The following is a 14,139-nucleotide window of genomic DNA, read 5'->3' on the forward strand; positions in this document are numbered from 1 at the left end:
TCCCTCAGTATATCCCGATCATGGCGAAAATCACCCGCAAGCCGGTCCCGCGCAAAGCAGCCGTGCCGAAGAAAAAAGCAAAGACGGCTGTGGCGAAGCCGAAGGCCCCTGCGAAGAAATCGCTCAAGGCCGTCAAACCCTGGACGCCGGCCGAGATCCACCAGGTCTTCAGCCGTTTCCGCAAGGCCAATCCGGAGCCGAAGGGGGAGCTCGAGCACGTCAATCCGTTCACGCTGCTGGTCGCCGTGGTGTTGTCGGCGCAGGCCACCGACGCCGGCGTCAACAAGGCGACGCGCGCGTTGTTCGAGGTCGCCGACACGCCGCAGAAGATGCTCGATCTCGGCGAGGAGTCCTTACGCGAGTACATCAAGACCATCGGCCTCTATCGCACCAAGGCCAGGAACGTGATCGCGCTGTCGGCCAAGCTGCTCGGCGAATTCGGCGGCGAGGTGCCGCGCACGCGGGCCGAGATCGAGTCATTGCCGGGCGCCGGGCGCAAGACCGCCAACGTGGTGCTCAACATGGCCTTTGGCGAGCACACCATGGCGGTGGACACGCATGTCTTCCGTGTCGGCAACCGCACCGGGCTCGCGCCCGGCAAGACGCCGCTGGACGTCGAGCTTGGTCTCGAAAAGGTGATCCCGGCCGAGTTCATGCTGCATGCCCATCATTGGCTGATCCTGCACGGCCGCTATACTTGCCTCGCGCGCAAGCCGCGCTGCGAGGTGTGCCTGATCAACGATCTCTGCCGGTGGCCGGAGAAGACGGTCTAGGGCATTAGCTAACGTCTGTCATTCCGGGGCGATGCGAAGGACCATCCCGGAATGACGATGGTGAGATTCGCGTTCGGGCAAAGTGGCTTTGGGGACATGTCGTGAGTCAGCAGGATCAAGTTACGTCATCGCCACCGCCTGCCGCTCCAGCCCCGCCACCCAAGCCGACGCAGCGGCCGGCGAGCTCGCTGTGGAGCCGGTTCGCGATTCCGCTGTTCGCGGTCATCGTCGCGCTCGCCTTCGTCGCGCTGGCGACGCTGCGCTTCGACGAATGGGTCGGCAATGCCGTGGTCCAGACCACCAATGACGCCTATGTGCGCGCCGAGCTGACGCGGCTGGCGAGCCGCGTCTCCGGTGAGGTGCTGACCGTAGGGGTCACCGACTTCCAGCGCGTCAAGGCCGGCGACCTCCTGATTCAGATCGATCCCGCGGACTATGAGGCACAGGTCGCGCAATCCGAAGCCGCGGTCGCCGCCGCGCAAGCCGCGCTCGACAATCTGGCCAACCAGGTCGAGCTGCAATATGCGACGATCGCGCAGGCGCAAGCCGCGCGGCTGTCGGCCGAAGCCTTGGAGGTCGAGGCGCGGCAGGAGCAGGAGCGTCAGCAATCGCTGTCGCAGACCGAGTCCGGCACGCGGCAGCGGTTCGAGCAGGCGGTAGCAAACTACGCCAAGGCGCAGGCCGACGTGCGTGCCAGCCGCGCCGTGATCGCCGCCCAGCAGCATCAGCTCGAAGTCCTGCAAGGCACCAGGAAGCAGCGCGCCGCCGATCTCGAAGCCACCAAGGCGTCGCTGGCGAGTGCGAAGCTGAAGCTCGGCTACACGAAGATATCGGCGCCGTTCGACGGCGTCGTCGGGGAGCGCCAGGTGCAGCCCGGCGACTACGTCAATATCGGCACCAACCTCATCAACGTGGTGCCGCTGCCGAAGGTCTATGTGATCGCGAACTACAAGGAGACCCAGCTCACGCACGTCGCACCGGGCCAGCGGGTCGAGATCACCGTCGACAGTTTCCCGCGCGAGAAGCTGCGCGGCAAGGTCGAGCGCATCGCGCCGGCGACGGGCGCGCAGGTCGCGCTGCTGCCGCCGGACAATGCGACCGGCAACTTCACCAAGGTGGTGCAGCGCATTCCCGTGCGGATTCAACTCGACGACAGTCAGCCATTGCTGGCACGGCTCGTGCCCGGCATGTCGGTCGTCACCAGCATCGACACGAAGGCCGCGAATGGCGGAAAATGACGATGCCGGCCGCGGACCGCTCTCGCGCGGCGGCGTCGCGCCACAGCCGTTGTTCGCCGTGGCGGCGGTGTTGCTCGGCTCGTTCCTCGCCAATTTCGACAGCCGTCTCACCACGGTCGGACTGCCCGACCTGCGCGGCGCGTTCTCGCTCGGCTTCGACGAAGGCGCCTGGCTCTCCACCGCCGGTATCGGCTCGCAGATCTTCATCGCGCCCGCGGTGGCGTGGCTCGCGACGGTGTTCGGGCTCAGGCGCGTGCTCGGGATCCCCAGCCTCGTCTATGCCGCGGTCTCGCTGATCATCCCCTTCGTGCACGACTATCCGACGCTGCTCGGGCTCAGCGTCGTGCATGGCCTGCTGCTCGGCACCTTCGTGCCGGCGACGCTGATGATCGTGTTCCGCAACCTGCCGATCCGCTGGTGGCTGCCTGCGATCTCGATCTATTCGATCCGCGTCGGCTTTGCGTTGGACACCTCGAGCTCGCTGGTCGGCTTCTATGTCGACCATCTCGGCTGGCAATGGCTGTACTGGCAAGGTGTCGTGATCGCGCCGCTGATGGGCCTGATGGTCTATCTGGGGACGCCGAACGAGCCGGTGAACCGCGCGCTGCTGCGCGAGGCCGATTGGGGCGGCATGCTGCTGCTCGGCGCCTCGGTCTCGATGATCTATGCCGGGCTCGACCAGGGCAATCGCCTGGATTGGCTCGGCTCGGGTACGGTGATGGCACTGCTGGTCGGCGGCGGCGTGCTGTTCGTCGCTTTCCTCGTCAACGAGTCGCTGGTGCGACAGCCCTGGGCGCATGTGAACGTGCTGTTCTCGCGGAACATCGGCCTGTCGCTGGTGGTGATCCTGCTCTACACGCTGACCTCGCTCTCCAACTCGTCGCTGGTGCCGAACTTCCTCGGCAATATCGGACTGCTCCGGCCGGAGCAGAGCGGGCTGCTGCTGCTCGGCTATGGCGCGCTGCCGATGTTCGTGCTGGTGCCGATCTCGATCTGGGTGCTGCGCCATTTCGATGCGCGCGCGGTGACGGTGGTGGGATTCACCTGTTTCGCAGCCGCCAATCTCTGGGGCACCCAGCTCACCCATGACTGGGCGCGCGAGGATTTCATCGGCATCGTGCTGCTGCAAGCGATCGGTCAATCGACGACGCTGCTGCCGATCATCATCATGGCGCTCTCGAACTCCGATCCGAGCCGCGCCACGTCGTTCGCCGCCTATATCCAGATCATGCGGCTCGGCGGCGCCGAGATCGGCGTGGCGCTGATGGGGACCTGGCTGCGCGTCCGCGAGCAGGTCCATTCCTTCTATCTCGGTCAGAACCTCGGCGTCGGCGATGCCGACGTGGTACGGATTCTGAAGCAGCTCGCCGACCATTTCGCCGCCCATGGCACAGGATCGGCGCAGGCGCGCGCGGTGGGAACGCTCGCAAGCTTGGTCCAGCGCGAGGCCAATGTGCTCGCCTATATCGACGGCTTCTGGCTCTGCTTCTGGCTGGCGATGGCCGCGCTTGGCATCGTCGCGCTGATCACCCGCGCCCCGCCCGGCCCGTTCACGCCGGCGCCATTCGGCTTCGCCAGGATGCTGCTGCGCAAATGCGGGGTACCGGTGACGTAGTCACCGTCACCGCATCTGCCGCGCCGGCTCGATCATCTCGGGGCGCGGGCCCGACAGCCGCTTGTGCATGTGGACCATGAAGGCCATGCCGAAGATCGGCGTCGCCAGGTTGACGATCGGGATCGAGACGAAGGCTGCGATGATCAGGCCGGCGGCGAAGATGGTGGCGGCATTGTCGCGCCGCATCGCCTTGGCTTCCTCCGGCGAGCGGAAGCGCATCGCAGCGAGCTCGAAATATTCGCGTCCCAGCAGCCAGGCCGTAGCGAGGAAGAAGATCAGGAAACCGGCGCCGGCCAGCAACACGAAGGGCAGCGCGATCAGATAGACCAGGATGGTCAGCAAGGCGGTCTTGACGCCCTCGTATATCGCCTGGCTGAAAGGCAGCGCCACGCCCGGCCGTTCGGCGGGATAGTGTTCGCGCTCGACATGGTCGGCGACGTCGTCGACGAACAGGCTCGCCACCAGCGACGTGATCGCCGGCATCAGGAACACCGCCCCGAATACGACGCCCAGGCCCGCCGCGATCGAGACGATCCAGGCCAGGACCTCGAGCGACGTGTGCCAGCCGGGACCGAGCAGGCCCTCAAGCCAGACTCCGCCATAGGTCGCAAACCAGCTGAGCAGCCGCTGCAACCCGATCGCCAGCACGGTGATCAGCACGAGCGCAAGCCCGATCGATCGCCACAGGATCGAGCGCATCGGCGGCGAGATCATTTGCGACAGCGCCTTCACGGCGGCATCCAGCATGGGGGACCCTCTCACGAAACCACCCGCGAGAGGTAGACATGCCGGATCGCTTCGGCAAGTCCTCGCAATGACGGCCGAGCTACACCGCATCCAGCGGCTTGCCGCGCACGTTCGGACCGAACAGCGCCATCGCGATCTCTCCCGGCGCTCGCGTTAGCGTAACCGCAGATCGGCATTTTCGAGAGGTCGTCATGCCCGGGCTTGTCCCGGGCATCCACGTTCTTGGTGCGGTGTTGCAAGGCGTGGATGGCCGGGTCAAGCCCGGCCATGACGCCGGATGTATTGGTCGTGCCTCACCCCGCCAGCTCCGCCTGCCAGCCGCCGCTGCGCACCTGCTCGGCGATCAATGCGAGCATCAGGCGGCGCATCTCTTCCATGGCGTAGGTCATTGGGCGGTTGCGCAGGCGGCAAAGGTAGAGCGTGCGGGTCAGCTTCGGCGCGATCACCTTGCGTGCGATCAGCCGGCCGGCCGCGAGCTCCTCGCGCGCGAACAGCTTTGTCGCGATGGTGCAGCCGAGCCCTTCCACCAGCGCGCCGGTCATGCCGGTGATCGAATTGGCGTGCAGGATGGCGCCGCCTTCCAGCCGCTTGAGCAGGACCGGATCGTCCAGCAGCGCGCGCGCGGACAGGCCGAGACCGTAGCGAAGCAGGATCAGCGGCAAGCGGTTCAGCTCCTCGAAGCGGATCGGCGCCTTGCCCTTGCCGACCAGTTTCGGAATGCCGACCAGGAACATCTCCTCTTCGAGCACGGCCTCGGTGATCAGCTCCTTCTCCGACGGCGGATTGTAGACCAGCGCGAGGTCGACGTTGGAGACCATCAGGTGCATCAGCGTCGCGCCGGACAGGCTCTCCGTCAGCGACAATTTGAGCTTGGGGTACTTGGTCAGCACCGTGCGCATCAACGCGACGCCGATCGCCTTGACGCCGGAATTGGCCATGCCGATCGAGATCTCGCCGGCGATGACGCGGGCGCCCTCGCGCACCTCGGTCTCGGCCTCCGCCATCGCGCGCAGGATGATCCGAGCGTGCTCATAGAGCCGCTCGCCGGCCGCCGTCGGTTCCATGCCGCGCGACTTGCGCTCGAACAGCGGCGTTGCGAATTCGGCCTCCAGGTTCGAGATATGATGGCTGAGCGCGGACTGCGCGACGTTCACCTGGTCAGCCGCGCGCGACAGGTTCCGCTGCTCGTAGACGGCGATGAAATAGCGGAGCTGGCGCGAATCCATGGGCGATCAAGCGTTCTAGAAATGCGATGGCACTCTTCGACAGATTATATTTTTCAGAAGGCTTGTGAAGGCCTAGTCTCCTGGGTGGACGAACAGGGAGTGACGCATGACCGAGGCTGGATTGCCGCTCGAAGGCGTGCGGGTCGTCGAGATGACCCACATGGTCATGGGCCCGACCTGCGGCATGATCCTCGCGCAACTCGGCGCCGAGGTGATCAAGGTCGAGCCGCCCTCCGGCGACAAGACCCGTTCTCTCGGCGGCATGGGGACGGCGTTCTTTCCGCTGTTCAACCGCGGCAAGCGCAGCGTCGTGCTGGACTTTGAGAAGCCCGAGGATCGCGACACCATGCACCGTCTGCTCGCGACGGCCGACGTGTTCCTGGAGAATTTTCGCGATGGTCAGCTGGAGAAGCAGGGGTTAGGTGCCGAGGAACTGCGCCGCCGGCATCCGCATCTGATCATCGCCGGCCACAAGGGCTTTCTGTCAGGTCCCTATGAGCATCGCCCCGCGCTCGACGAGGTCGTGCAGATGATGTCGGGGCTCGCTGCCATGACCGGCACCAGGGAGAAGCCGCAGCGCGTCGGCTCCTCCGCCAACGACATCATGGGCGGCATGTTCGGCGTGATCGCGATCCTCGCCGCGCTCTACCAGAAGCGCGGCGGAAAACGCGACGGTGCAGACATCCGCATCGGCCTGTTCGAGAACTGCCTGTTCCTGGTCGCCCAGCACATGGTCGAATACGAGATGACCGGCAACAAGCCGCGCTCGATGCCCGAGCGCGAGCACGCCTGGCCGATCTACGATATTTTTGATGCCGCGGACGGCGAGCGCATTTTCATCGGCGTCGTGACCGAGGGGCACTGGCAGAGCTTCTGCCGCGAGTTCGGCCTGACCGAGTTTCTCGAAGATCCCGCCTTGCGCACCACGACCGACCGTATCCTGGCGCGGCCGCGGATCATACCGCGCGTCGCCGATATCATCCGGCAGCGGAACGTGGCAGAGCTGTCGCAAAAGCTCGACGCGCTCAACATCTGCTTCTCGCCGATCAACCGGCCCGAGGATCTTCTCACCGATCCGCATGTGCGGCGACCTGGCGGCCTCGTAACCAACATCACTGCCGACGGCAAGCCGTTTCATGTGCCGGCTCTGCCGGTCGAGTGGAACGGCAGCCATCTCGGCGAGGGCCTGAAGGTCGCGCCGCTCGGCGCCGACACATCGGCCGTTCGTGCCGAGATCGACAAGGATGACACCACGTCAAAAGCCGCTGGGAGGCGTGCATGAGCCGGATCGAGACGATTTACCCCTCGGATCGCGTCAGCCTGCGCGAGGTCGGCCTGCGCGACGGGCTCCAGCTCGTGAAGAAATTTCCGTCGACCGAGGCCAAGCAGCGCTGGGTGCGCGAGGAATATGCCGCTGGCGTCAGGCACTTCGAGGTCGGCTCGTTCCTGCCGGCGAAGACCTTCCCGCAATTCGTCGACGTTCGCGATGTCATCGGGGCGGTCGCGGGCCTGCCCGGTGCTCATGGCATCGCGCTCGCGCTCAACGAGCGCGGCGTCAATGAAGCCCTGGAATCCGGCGTTGACGAGATCGCGTCGGTGGTCTCGGCCACGGAAGAGCACAGCCAGGCCAACGCCCACCGCTCGCGCGATTCCGCGATCGCCAATGTCAGGCGGCTCTGCGAGATGCGCGACACCAGCTCGCACAAGCCGCTCGTGAATGCCGCGATCTCGATGGCGCTGGGCTGCTCAATCACCGGCGCGGTCGACCCTGGCGAGGTGCTGCGGCTGGTCGACAAATGCCTCGAGGCCGGCGTCGATTTCGTCGCGATCGCCGACACCGTCGGCTATGCCGGCCCGAAGCAGGTCGCCGAATTGTCGCGCGCCGCGGTGAAGCTCGCAGGGCAAAAGCCGATCTGCATCCACCTCCACGACACCCGCGGCATGGGGATCGCCAACGCCGCGGCGGCACTGGACGAAGGCGTCCGCATCCTCGATGGATCGCTCGGCGGCCTCGGCGGCTGCCCCTTCGCGCCCGGCGCAACCGGCAATGTCGTGTTCGAGGACCTCGTATTCCTGTGCGAGAGCAAGGGTTTTGCGACGGGGATCGACCTGGACAAGCTGATCGCGGTGCGCAGGATCTTGCGCGAGGAGATGCCGAACGAAGCGCTGTATGGCGGCGTCGCGCGCGCGGGCTTGCCGTGCGGGAGTGCAGCGAAGGCGGCGTGAAGTGCTTCGCCTCTCCCCGCAAGCGGGGAGAGGGAGAAGTATCAGTCATGCCGGTGCGCATGTTTCCGCACCTTCGCCTGTTTCCCTTCCCCCGTCGGGATCATCACCACACGCCCGTAGCGCACGCCGCGTTCGGCGATGATGTGATCGGCGAAATGCCTGACCTCATCCGCCGCGCCGCGCAGCGCCGTCATCTCCATGCAATTGTTGTCGTCGAGATGGACGTGCAGCGTCGCCAGCGCGAGGTCGTGATGGCCGTGGAATTCCTGCACCAGGCGTTTTGAGAGATCGCGGGCGGCGTGGTCGTAGACATAGACGAGGCCGGCGACGCAGGGGCCGGTCTGCGCGGTATCCTCTGTCGTCTGTTGCAGCCCGGCGCGCGCGAGGTCGCGGATGATCTCGGAACGGTTCTGGTAGCCGCGCGCCTCCGCCGCGGCATCGATCTCCGCCAGCAGATCGTCCTCGATCGTGATCGTAATTCGCTGCATCAGGTCCTCTCCGCGGATATCGCTCTTCTTACCTCGCCCCGCTTGCGGGGGAGGTCGGAATTCAAGCCTAGCTTGAATTCCGGGTGAGGGGGACTCTCCGCGAGTCCGTCTCTTACCGATTACGTGGCGGCAGCCCCTCAACCCAACCCTCTCTCCGTAAGAACGGGGAGAGGGAGTACGCCCTCACAGCCGGGTCGCACGAAGCCGCAGCGCATTGCCGACCACGCTCACCGAGGACAGCGCCATCGCCGCCGCGGCGATGATCGGCGACAGCAGGACGCCGAAGGTCGGATAGAGGATGCCGGCCGCGATCGGAATGCCGGCGGCGTTGTAGATGAAGGCGAAGAACAGGTTCTGGCGGATGTTGCTCATCGTCGCCTGAGACAGTTTTCGCGCGCGCACGATGCCGACGAGGTCGCCTTTCAACAGGGTGACGCCGGCGCTCTCCATCGCCACGTCGGTGCCGGTGCCCATGGCGATGCCGACTTCCGCGGCCGCCAGTGCCGGGGCGTCGTTGACGCCGTCGCCGGCCATCGCGACGCTGCGGCCGGCCTTTTGCAGCTTCGTCACCACCGCGCTCTTCTGGTCCGGCAGCACCTCGGCCTCGACCTCGGCGATGCCGAGCCGGCGCGCCACCGCTTGCGCCGTGGTGCGGTTGTCGCCGGTCAGCATGATCACCTTGATGCCCTCGGCGGCGAGGGCCTTCAGCGCCTCGGGCGTCGAGGCCTTGACCGGATCAGCGATCGCGAACAGGCCGGCGAGCCGGCCATCGACGGCCATGTTGATGACCGTTGCGCCATCGCCACGCAGCCGTTCGGCCTCGGTGTCGAGCGTCTTGGTGTCGATCCCGATCGACGACAGATATCGTGCATTGCCGAGCACGATGGTCTTGCCGTCGACCTTGCCGGTCGCGCCCTTGCCTGTCGGCGAATCGAACTGCTCGACCTGGCCGAGTGTGAGCTGCTTCTCCCTGGCCGCGCGCATGATGGCGTCGGCCAGCGGATGTTCGCTGGCGCGCTCGACGCTGGCCGCCCAGCGGAGAATGTCGTCGTCAGCAAAGCCGGAAGCCGGCACGATCGCGACCACCTTGGGCTTGCCCTCGGTCAGCGTGCCGGTCTTGTCGACCACCAGCGTGTCGATCTTCTCCATCCGCTCCAGCGCTTCGGCGTTCTTGATCAGGACGCCAGCCTGCGCGCCGCGGCCGACGCCGACCATGATCGACATCGGGGTCGCGAGCCCGAGCGCACAGGGGCAGGCGATGATCAGCACGCTGACGGCGGCGACCAGGCCGAAGGCCAGCCGCGGCTCCGGCCCGAACCAGGCCCAGGCCGCGAAGGCGGCGAGGGCGACGACGATGACGGCGGGCACGAACCAGCCGGCGACCTGGTCGGCCAGGCGCTGGATCGGTGCGCGCGAGCGCTGCGCATCGGCGACCATCTGCACGATCTGCGACAGCAGCGTGTCCCGCCCGACCTTGTCGGCACGCATGATGAAGCTGCCGGACTGGTTGAGCGTGCCGGCGATGACCTTTGCGCCGGTTTCCTTGGTGACCGGCATGGATTCGCCCGTCACGAGCGATTCATCGAGCGAGGAGCGTCCCTCCAGGATGACGCCGTCGACCGGCACCTTCTCGCCGGGACGAACGCGCAAATGCTCGCCGGCATGAAGCGTATCGATCTCGACCTCATGCTCGCTGCCATCAGGCGCGACGCGCCGCGCGGTCTTCGGCGCGAGCTGCAACAGCGCCTTGATCGCGCCCGACGTCGCATCGCGGGCGCGCAGCTCCAGCACCTGGCCGAGCAGCACCAGCACGGTGATGACGGCAGCCGCCTCGAAATAGATGGCCACCGCGCCGCCATGACCGCGGAAGGTGTCCGGGAAGATCTGCGGCACGACCGTGCCGATGACGCTGTAGACGTAAGCGACGCCGGTGCCCATCGCGATCAGCGTGAACATGTTGAGGTTGCGCGTCACCAGCGACTGCCAGCCGCGGACGAAGAACGGCCAGCCGGCCCACAGCACCACGGGCGTGGCGAAGACGAGCTGGATCCAGTTCGACAGCGTCGCATCGATCCAATTGTGCGGGCCCGCGAGATGGCCGCCCATCTCCAGCACCACCGGCGGCAGCGCCAGCGCGCCGCCGATCCAGAATCGCCGTGTCATGTCGGCGAGCTCGGGATTGGGGCCGGTCTCCAGGCTCGCCACTTCCGGCTCCAGCGCCATGCCGCAGATCGGGCAGCTGCCGGGTCCGACCTGGCGGATCTGCGGGTGCATCGGGCAGGTGTAGATCGTGCCCGCGGGCATCTCCGGCTCGCTCGCCTTCTCCTTGGCAAGGTATTTTGCGGGATCGGCGGCGAACTTGGTGCGGCATCCGGCCGAGCAGAAATGGAAGGTCTCGCCGTGATGCTCGAACCGGTGGTTTGAGGTCGCAGGGTCGACCGTCATGCCGCAGACGGGGTCGCGGACCGTCGTCGCCGCTGCGCCATGGTCATGGCCGTGATGATGCGTGTGGCCGGCATGATCGCCGTTTCCGCCGCAGCATGAAGCTGCCGCGGGCTTGTCGTTCGGCGGTGTTGCCCCCTTGCTCGAACAGCCGCATCCGGTGTGACCGTCCGCGTCGTGATGATGGCTGTGTTCGGCGTCGTTCATTCCCATGCTCCGGCCTTGTGTCAGGTCTTGCAACCCATACCCGGTAGGGGTATATAGACGGCATGCGCAAGGACATCAAGGCATCTGTCGGAAAACGTCTCGGCCGGATCGAGGGCCAGGTTCGCGGCCTGTCGAAAATGGTAGAGGAAGACCGCTACTGCATCGACATCGTGACGCAGATCTCGGCGGTGCGCGCAGCGCTGCGCCGGGTCGAGGAGGAGGTCCTGAAGGACCACGTCGCCCATTGCGTCGAGCACGCGATCGCGAGCGGCGACAAGGCGGATCAGCGCGAGAAGATCGCGGAGTTGATGGCGGTGATTGGAAGGGCGGAGAGGTAGGTCCGTATTCGCTCGTCATTGTGAGGGGCGAACGATACCTCTCCAGCGTCGTCCCCGCCGAGTGCGCAATTGCGCACGGGGGCCGGGACCCATAACCACAGGGAGGGGTTTAGCGAAGATTAGAAGTCGATCCTGCGTCGGTACAGAGACCGCGTGCAATGGATAGATCACGCGGTATGGGTCCCTGCGTTCGCAGGGACGACAGCCGGGCTACGCCGCGACCTCGCACGCGTCTCCGCGGCGCGCGCGGTACACCGCGAGTTCGTTGAGCAGCACAAAATGCTCGGAGAAGGTGGCGTCCATCTCGGCAGCCGCCTCGCGCATCACTTGCGCAGCCGGAATCTCAGCCGGCGCCTCTTCGTCAGCCGCTTCAGGAACGAGCGGCGGCGCACTGATCGTTTCTGGAAACACACTGAATGTGCCCGCTACCTCCTCGAGCGGCTTTTGCTTGTCGGCCCAGTGCAGGGCCGTGTAGTCGAACCCGTGCACGATGGTGGGTTTGACGACTTCGAAATAGGGCGAGATGTCGAAGTCGCGGGGCATGTAGAGCGAGGAATCGCGGATGTGCAGGATCTCGCGCCGGGCCGCGCGGCTGCCGGCCTTGGTGATCTTGGGCAGGATCGGATAGCGCACGGCGTCGAACGCCTGCGCGATCAGCGCCGAGCAGATGATCTTGGTCGGATCGCCCGAGCCGATCGCGATCATGCGGCGCCGCCAGCGCTGCGGTATCGGCAGCGGAAACAGGAAGCGCATCAGGTCGACGATGTTCTTGGTGTCGTAGCCGAAGCCGATGCGGTTGATCGCATAGCGGCAGACCGTGGTGCGGTCCTCATAGGACAGCCCGACCGGGCGGCAGACGCGGGTGTGATAGGGGAAGTATTTCGACAGGGGCGCCGAGGTGACGCCTTCGCCGATATTGGCCTCGATCAGCACATGCGGTTCGCCATTGGGCTCTTCCGCACCCTCGATCGGGCCGACATAGAGCGCGGCATGCGACCAGGTCGACTGCGTCAGGTATTTGATGATGCCGGAGATGCGGTTGTTGCCCTCGACCAGCAGCACGTCGCCGGGCTCGATGACGCCGCGCAGGTGCTCGGGGTCGCTCGGCGTGAACGGCTCATAGCCCGGCACCTCCTTCGAGAGGTACGCGGCAATCAGCTTGCCGACTGAATCTAGGACCGTCCCCATGTCGAACTCCCCCACGGCCTATTCCGGCCGCCTTTTTTTCCCTTCTCTATCATGGTCGAAACGTGTTGCAATTCGGTTCATCACTCTGTGAGATCAAGCACCATTGATTCACCATGATGGTTGCCGTGCAACATGAGATACGGCAAGGTTCGCTGGCTGTTCCCGTTTGCCGCAAGTCTCCGGAAACCATGACATGACAATCACGCGCCGCGATTTCCTTTCGGCGTCGGCGGCCTTTGCGGCGATGCCGGTCCTGCGCGCAACCGCCGCACCCCTGCCGCGCGAGGCTGACATCGTCGTGATCGGCGCGGGGGCAGCCGGAATTGCCGCAGCGCGGCGCATCATGGCGGCCAATCGCAAGGTCGTGGTGGTCGAGGCGGCATCGCAAATAGGTGGCCGCTGCATCACGGATACGACGACCTTCGACGTGCCGTTCGACCGCGGCGCGCGCTGGATGCACAATCCCGAGACCAATCCGATGATCCGGCTGGCGCGCAGCGCCGGGCTCGACGTGCTGCCGGCGCCGTCGGGCCAGAAGATGCGCATCGGCCGCCGCAACGCGCGCGCCGGCGAGACCGAGGAATTCCTGGCGGCGCTGGTCCGCGCCAACCGCGCTATCGACGAGGCCGCGCGCGGCAAGCTCGATTCCTCCTGCGCCTCCGTGCTGCCGAAGGATCTCGGCGATTGGGCGGGCGCGGCCGAGTTCATGCTGGGCGCGAGCTTTGCCGGCAAGGACCTGAAGGAGCTGTCGGCGATCGACAAGGCGCGCGCACAGGACCGCAATGCCGCGATCGCCTGCCGCCAGGGTCTGGGTACGCTCATCACCAAGCTCGGCGAGCAGGCGCCGGTCGCGCTGTCGACGCCGGTGAGCCGCATCAGCTGGAGCAATCGCGACGTCAGTGTGGAGACGCAAGGGGGCAAGATCGCCGCCCGCGCCGCCATCGTCACGGTCTCGACCAACGTACTGATCGCCGGCGCGATCAAGTTCGCGCCCGATATCCCCAAGCGCACGTTGGACGCGGCGTCGAAGCTCACCCTCGGCAGCTACGACCACATCGTGCTGCAACTGCCGGGCAATCCGCTCGGCCTCGCGCGCGACGACATTCTCATCGAGCAGAGCAATTCGACGCGCACGGCGCTGATGTTCGCCAATATCGGCGGCTCCTCGCTGTGCTCGATCGATGTCGGCGGCTCGTTCGGCCGCGATCTGTCGGAGCAGGGCGAGAAGGCGATGGCGGCCTTCGCGAAGGAATGGATCGCAAAACTGTTCGGCAGCGAGGCCGCGGCGACCGTGCAGAAGACCAGCGTGACGCGCTGGAATGCCTCGCCCTTCGTGATGGGCGCGATGTCGGCGTCCTCGCCCGGCGGTCAGCTCTCGCGAAAAATCCTGACCGAGCCGATCGGCAATCTGTTCCTCGCCGGCGAAGCCACCCACGAGACGCTGTGGGGCACCGTCGACGGCGCCTGGGACAGCGGCGAGCGCGCCGCTGACGCAGCGCTGCGGAAGATCGGCGCGATCAAGGACGAGCCGGCCGATGTGCCGACGCAATCGACCAAGCGGCGCAAGGCGCCGCGGCAGTAGGGTAATTAAGCGGCAACAAACTCCGCTCGTCGTCCCGGACAAGCGCCGCGAAGCGAAGTGCAGATCCGG

Annotated in this window: 12 protein-coding genes; 7 read left to right on the plus strand and 5 right to left on the minus strand. The window is 66.0% G+C overall.

All coding sequences use genetic code 11. The features are described from left to right. Nucleotides 1-20: 20 nt before the first annotated feature. The 3 genes from nth to E4K65_RS39425 all read left to right on the plus strand — a co-directional run bounded on the left by nth (nt 21) and on the right by E4K65_RS39425 (nt 3,626). Nucleotides 21-773, plus strand: a complete 753-nt coding sequence (gene nth, locus E4K65_RS39415; RefSeq protein WP_167771518.1) for an endonuclease III — start codon at nt 21-23, stop codon at nt 771-773. A gap of 101 nt (nt 774-874) precedes the next feature. Then, entirely contained in the window at nt 875-2,011 is a 1,137-nt protein-coding gene (locus E4K65_RS39420; RefSeq protein WP_167771519.1) for an HlyD family secretion protein, read from the plus strand. Further along, nucleotides 1,998-3,626, plus strand: a complete 1,629-nt coding sequence (locus E4K65_RS39425; protein ID WP_135178682.1) for an MFS transporter — start codon at nt 1,998-2,000, stop codon at nt 3,624-3,626. Before E4K65_RS39420 ends, E4K65_RS39425 begins: the two co-directional genes overlap by 14 nt. 6 nt (nt 3,627-3,632) lie before the next feature. Here the strand turns inward: E4K65_RS39425 and E4K65_RS39430 are convergent, their stop codons facing one another. Then, nucleotides 3,633-4,373, minus strand: a complete 741-nt coding sequence (locus tag E4K65_RS39430; RefSeq protein WP_135178683.1) for a sulfate transporter family protein — start codon at nt 4,371-4,373, stop codon at nt 3,633-3,635. 293 nt (nt 4,374-4,666) lie between these two features. Next, nucleotides 4,667-5,599, minus strand: coding sequence for a LysR family transcriptional regulator (locus E4K65_RS39440; protein WP_135178685.1), 933 nt, complete (start codon nt 5,597-5,599; stop codon nt 4,667-4,669). Between the two features lie 106 nt (nt 5,600-5,705). Between E4K65_RS39440 and E4K65_RS39445 the strand changes: the two genes are divergently transcribed. Both E4K65_RS39445 and E4K65_RS39450 read left to right on the plus strand, forming a co-directional pair. Further along, entirely contained in the window at nt 5,706-6,881 is a 1,176-nt protein-coding gene (locus E4K65_RS39445) for a CoA transferase (protein ID WP_135178686.1), read from the plus strand. Continuing rightward, nucleotides 6,878-7,825 carry a hydroxymethylglutaryl-CoA lyase gene (locus E4K65_RS39450; protein ID WP_135178687.1) on the plus strand — a complete coding sequence of 316 codons (948 nt, stop codon included), beginning with the start codon at nt 6,878-6,880 and terminating at the stop codon, nt 7,823-7,825. The genes E4K65_RS39445 and E4K65_RS39450 overlap by 4 nt, the downstream gene beginning before the upstream one ends. A 41-nt stretch (nt 7,826-7,866) precedes the next feature. On the opposite strand, the gene nikR is transcribed toward E4K65_RS39450, so the two are convergent. Then, nucleotides 7,867-8,313, minus strand: coding sequence for a nickel-responsive transcriptional regulator NikR (gene nikR / locus E4K65_RS39455; protein WP_135178688.1), 447 nt, complete (start codon nt 8,311-8,313; stop codon nt 7,867-7,869). Nucleotides 8,314-8,496: 183 nt separating this feature from the next. Then, on the minus strand, nt 8,497-10,962 hold the full coding sequence (locus E4K65_RS39460; RefSeq protein WP_167771520.1) for a heavy metal translocating P-type ATPase: 2,466 nt from the start codon (nt 10,960-10,962) through the stop codon (nt 8,497-8,499). Nucleotides 10,963-11,024: 62 nt separating this feature from the next. Here E4K65_RS39460 and E4K65_RS39465 point away from each other — a divergent pair, with 62 nt between their 5' ends. Beyond that, nucleotides 11,025-11,300, plus strand: coding sequence for a metal-sensitive transcriptional regulator (locus E4K65_RS39465; protein WP_007598521.1), 276 nt, complete (start codon nt 11,025-11,027; stop codon nt 11,298-11,300). Nucleotides 11,301-11,510: 210 nt separating this feature from the next. Here the strand turns inward: E4K65_RS39465 and E4K65_RS39470 are convergent, their stop codons facing one another. Further along, complete coding sequence (locus tag E4K65_RS39470; protein WP_135178690.1) at nt 11,511-12,488, minus strand: YiiX/YebB-like N1pC/P60 family cysteine hydrolase; 978 nt, start codon at nt 12,486-12,488, stop codon at nt 11,511-11,513. A gap of 193 nt (nt 12,489-12,681) precedes the next feature. Between E4K65_RS39470 and E4K65_RS39475 the strand changes: the two genes are divergently transcribed. Next, nucleotides 12,682-14,070 (plus strand): flavin monoamine oxidase family protein, encoded by a 1,389-nt coding sequence (locus E4K65_RS39475; RefSeq protein WP_135178691.1) that lies wholly within the window; start codon nt 12,682-12,684, stop codon nt 14,068-14,070. Nucleotides 14,071-14,139 lie beyond the last annotated feature (69 nt).

It is taken from the genome of Bradyrhizobium niftali, assembly GCF_004571025.1.
Lineage (GTDB): Bacteria > Pseudomonadota > Alphaproteobacteria > Rhizobiales > Xanthobacteraceae > Bradyrhizobium > Bradyrhizobium niftali.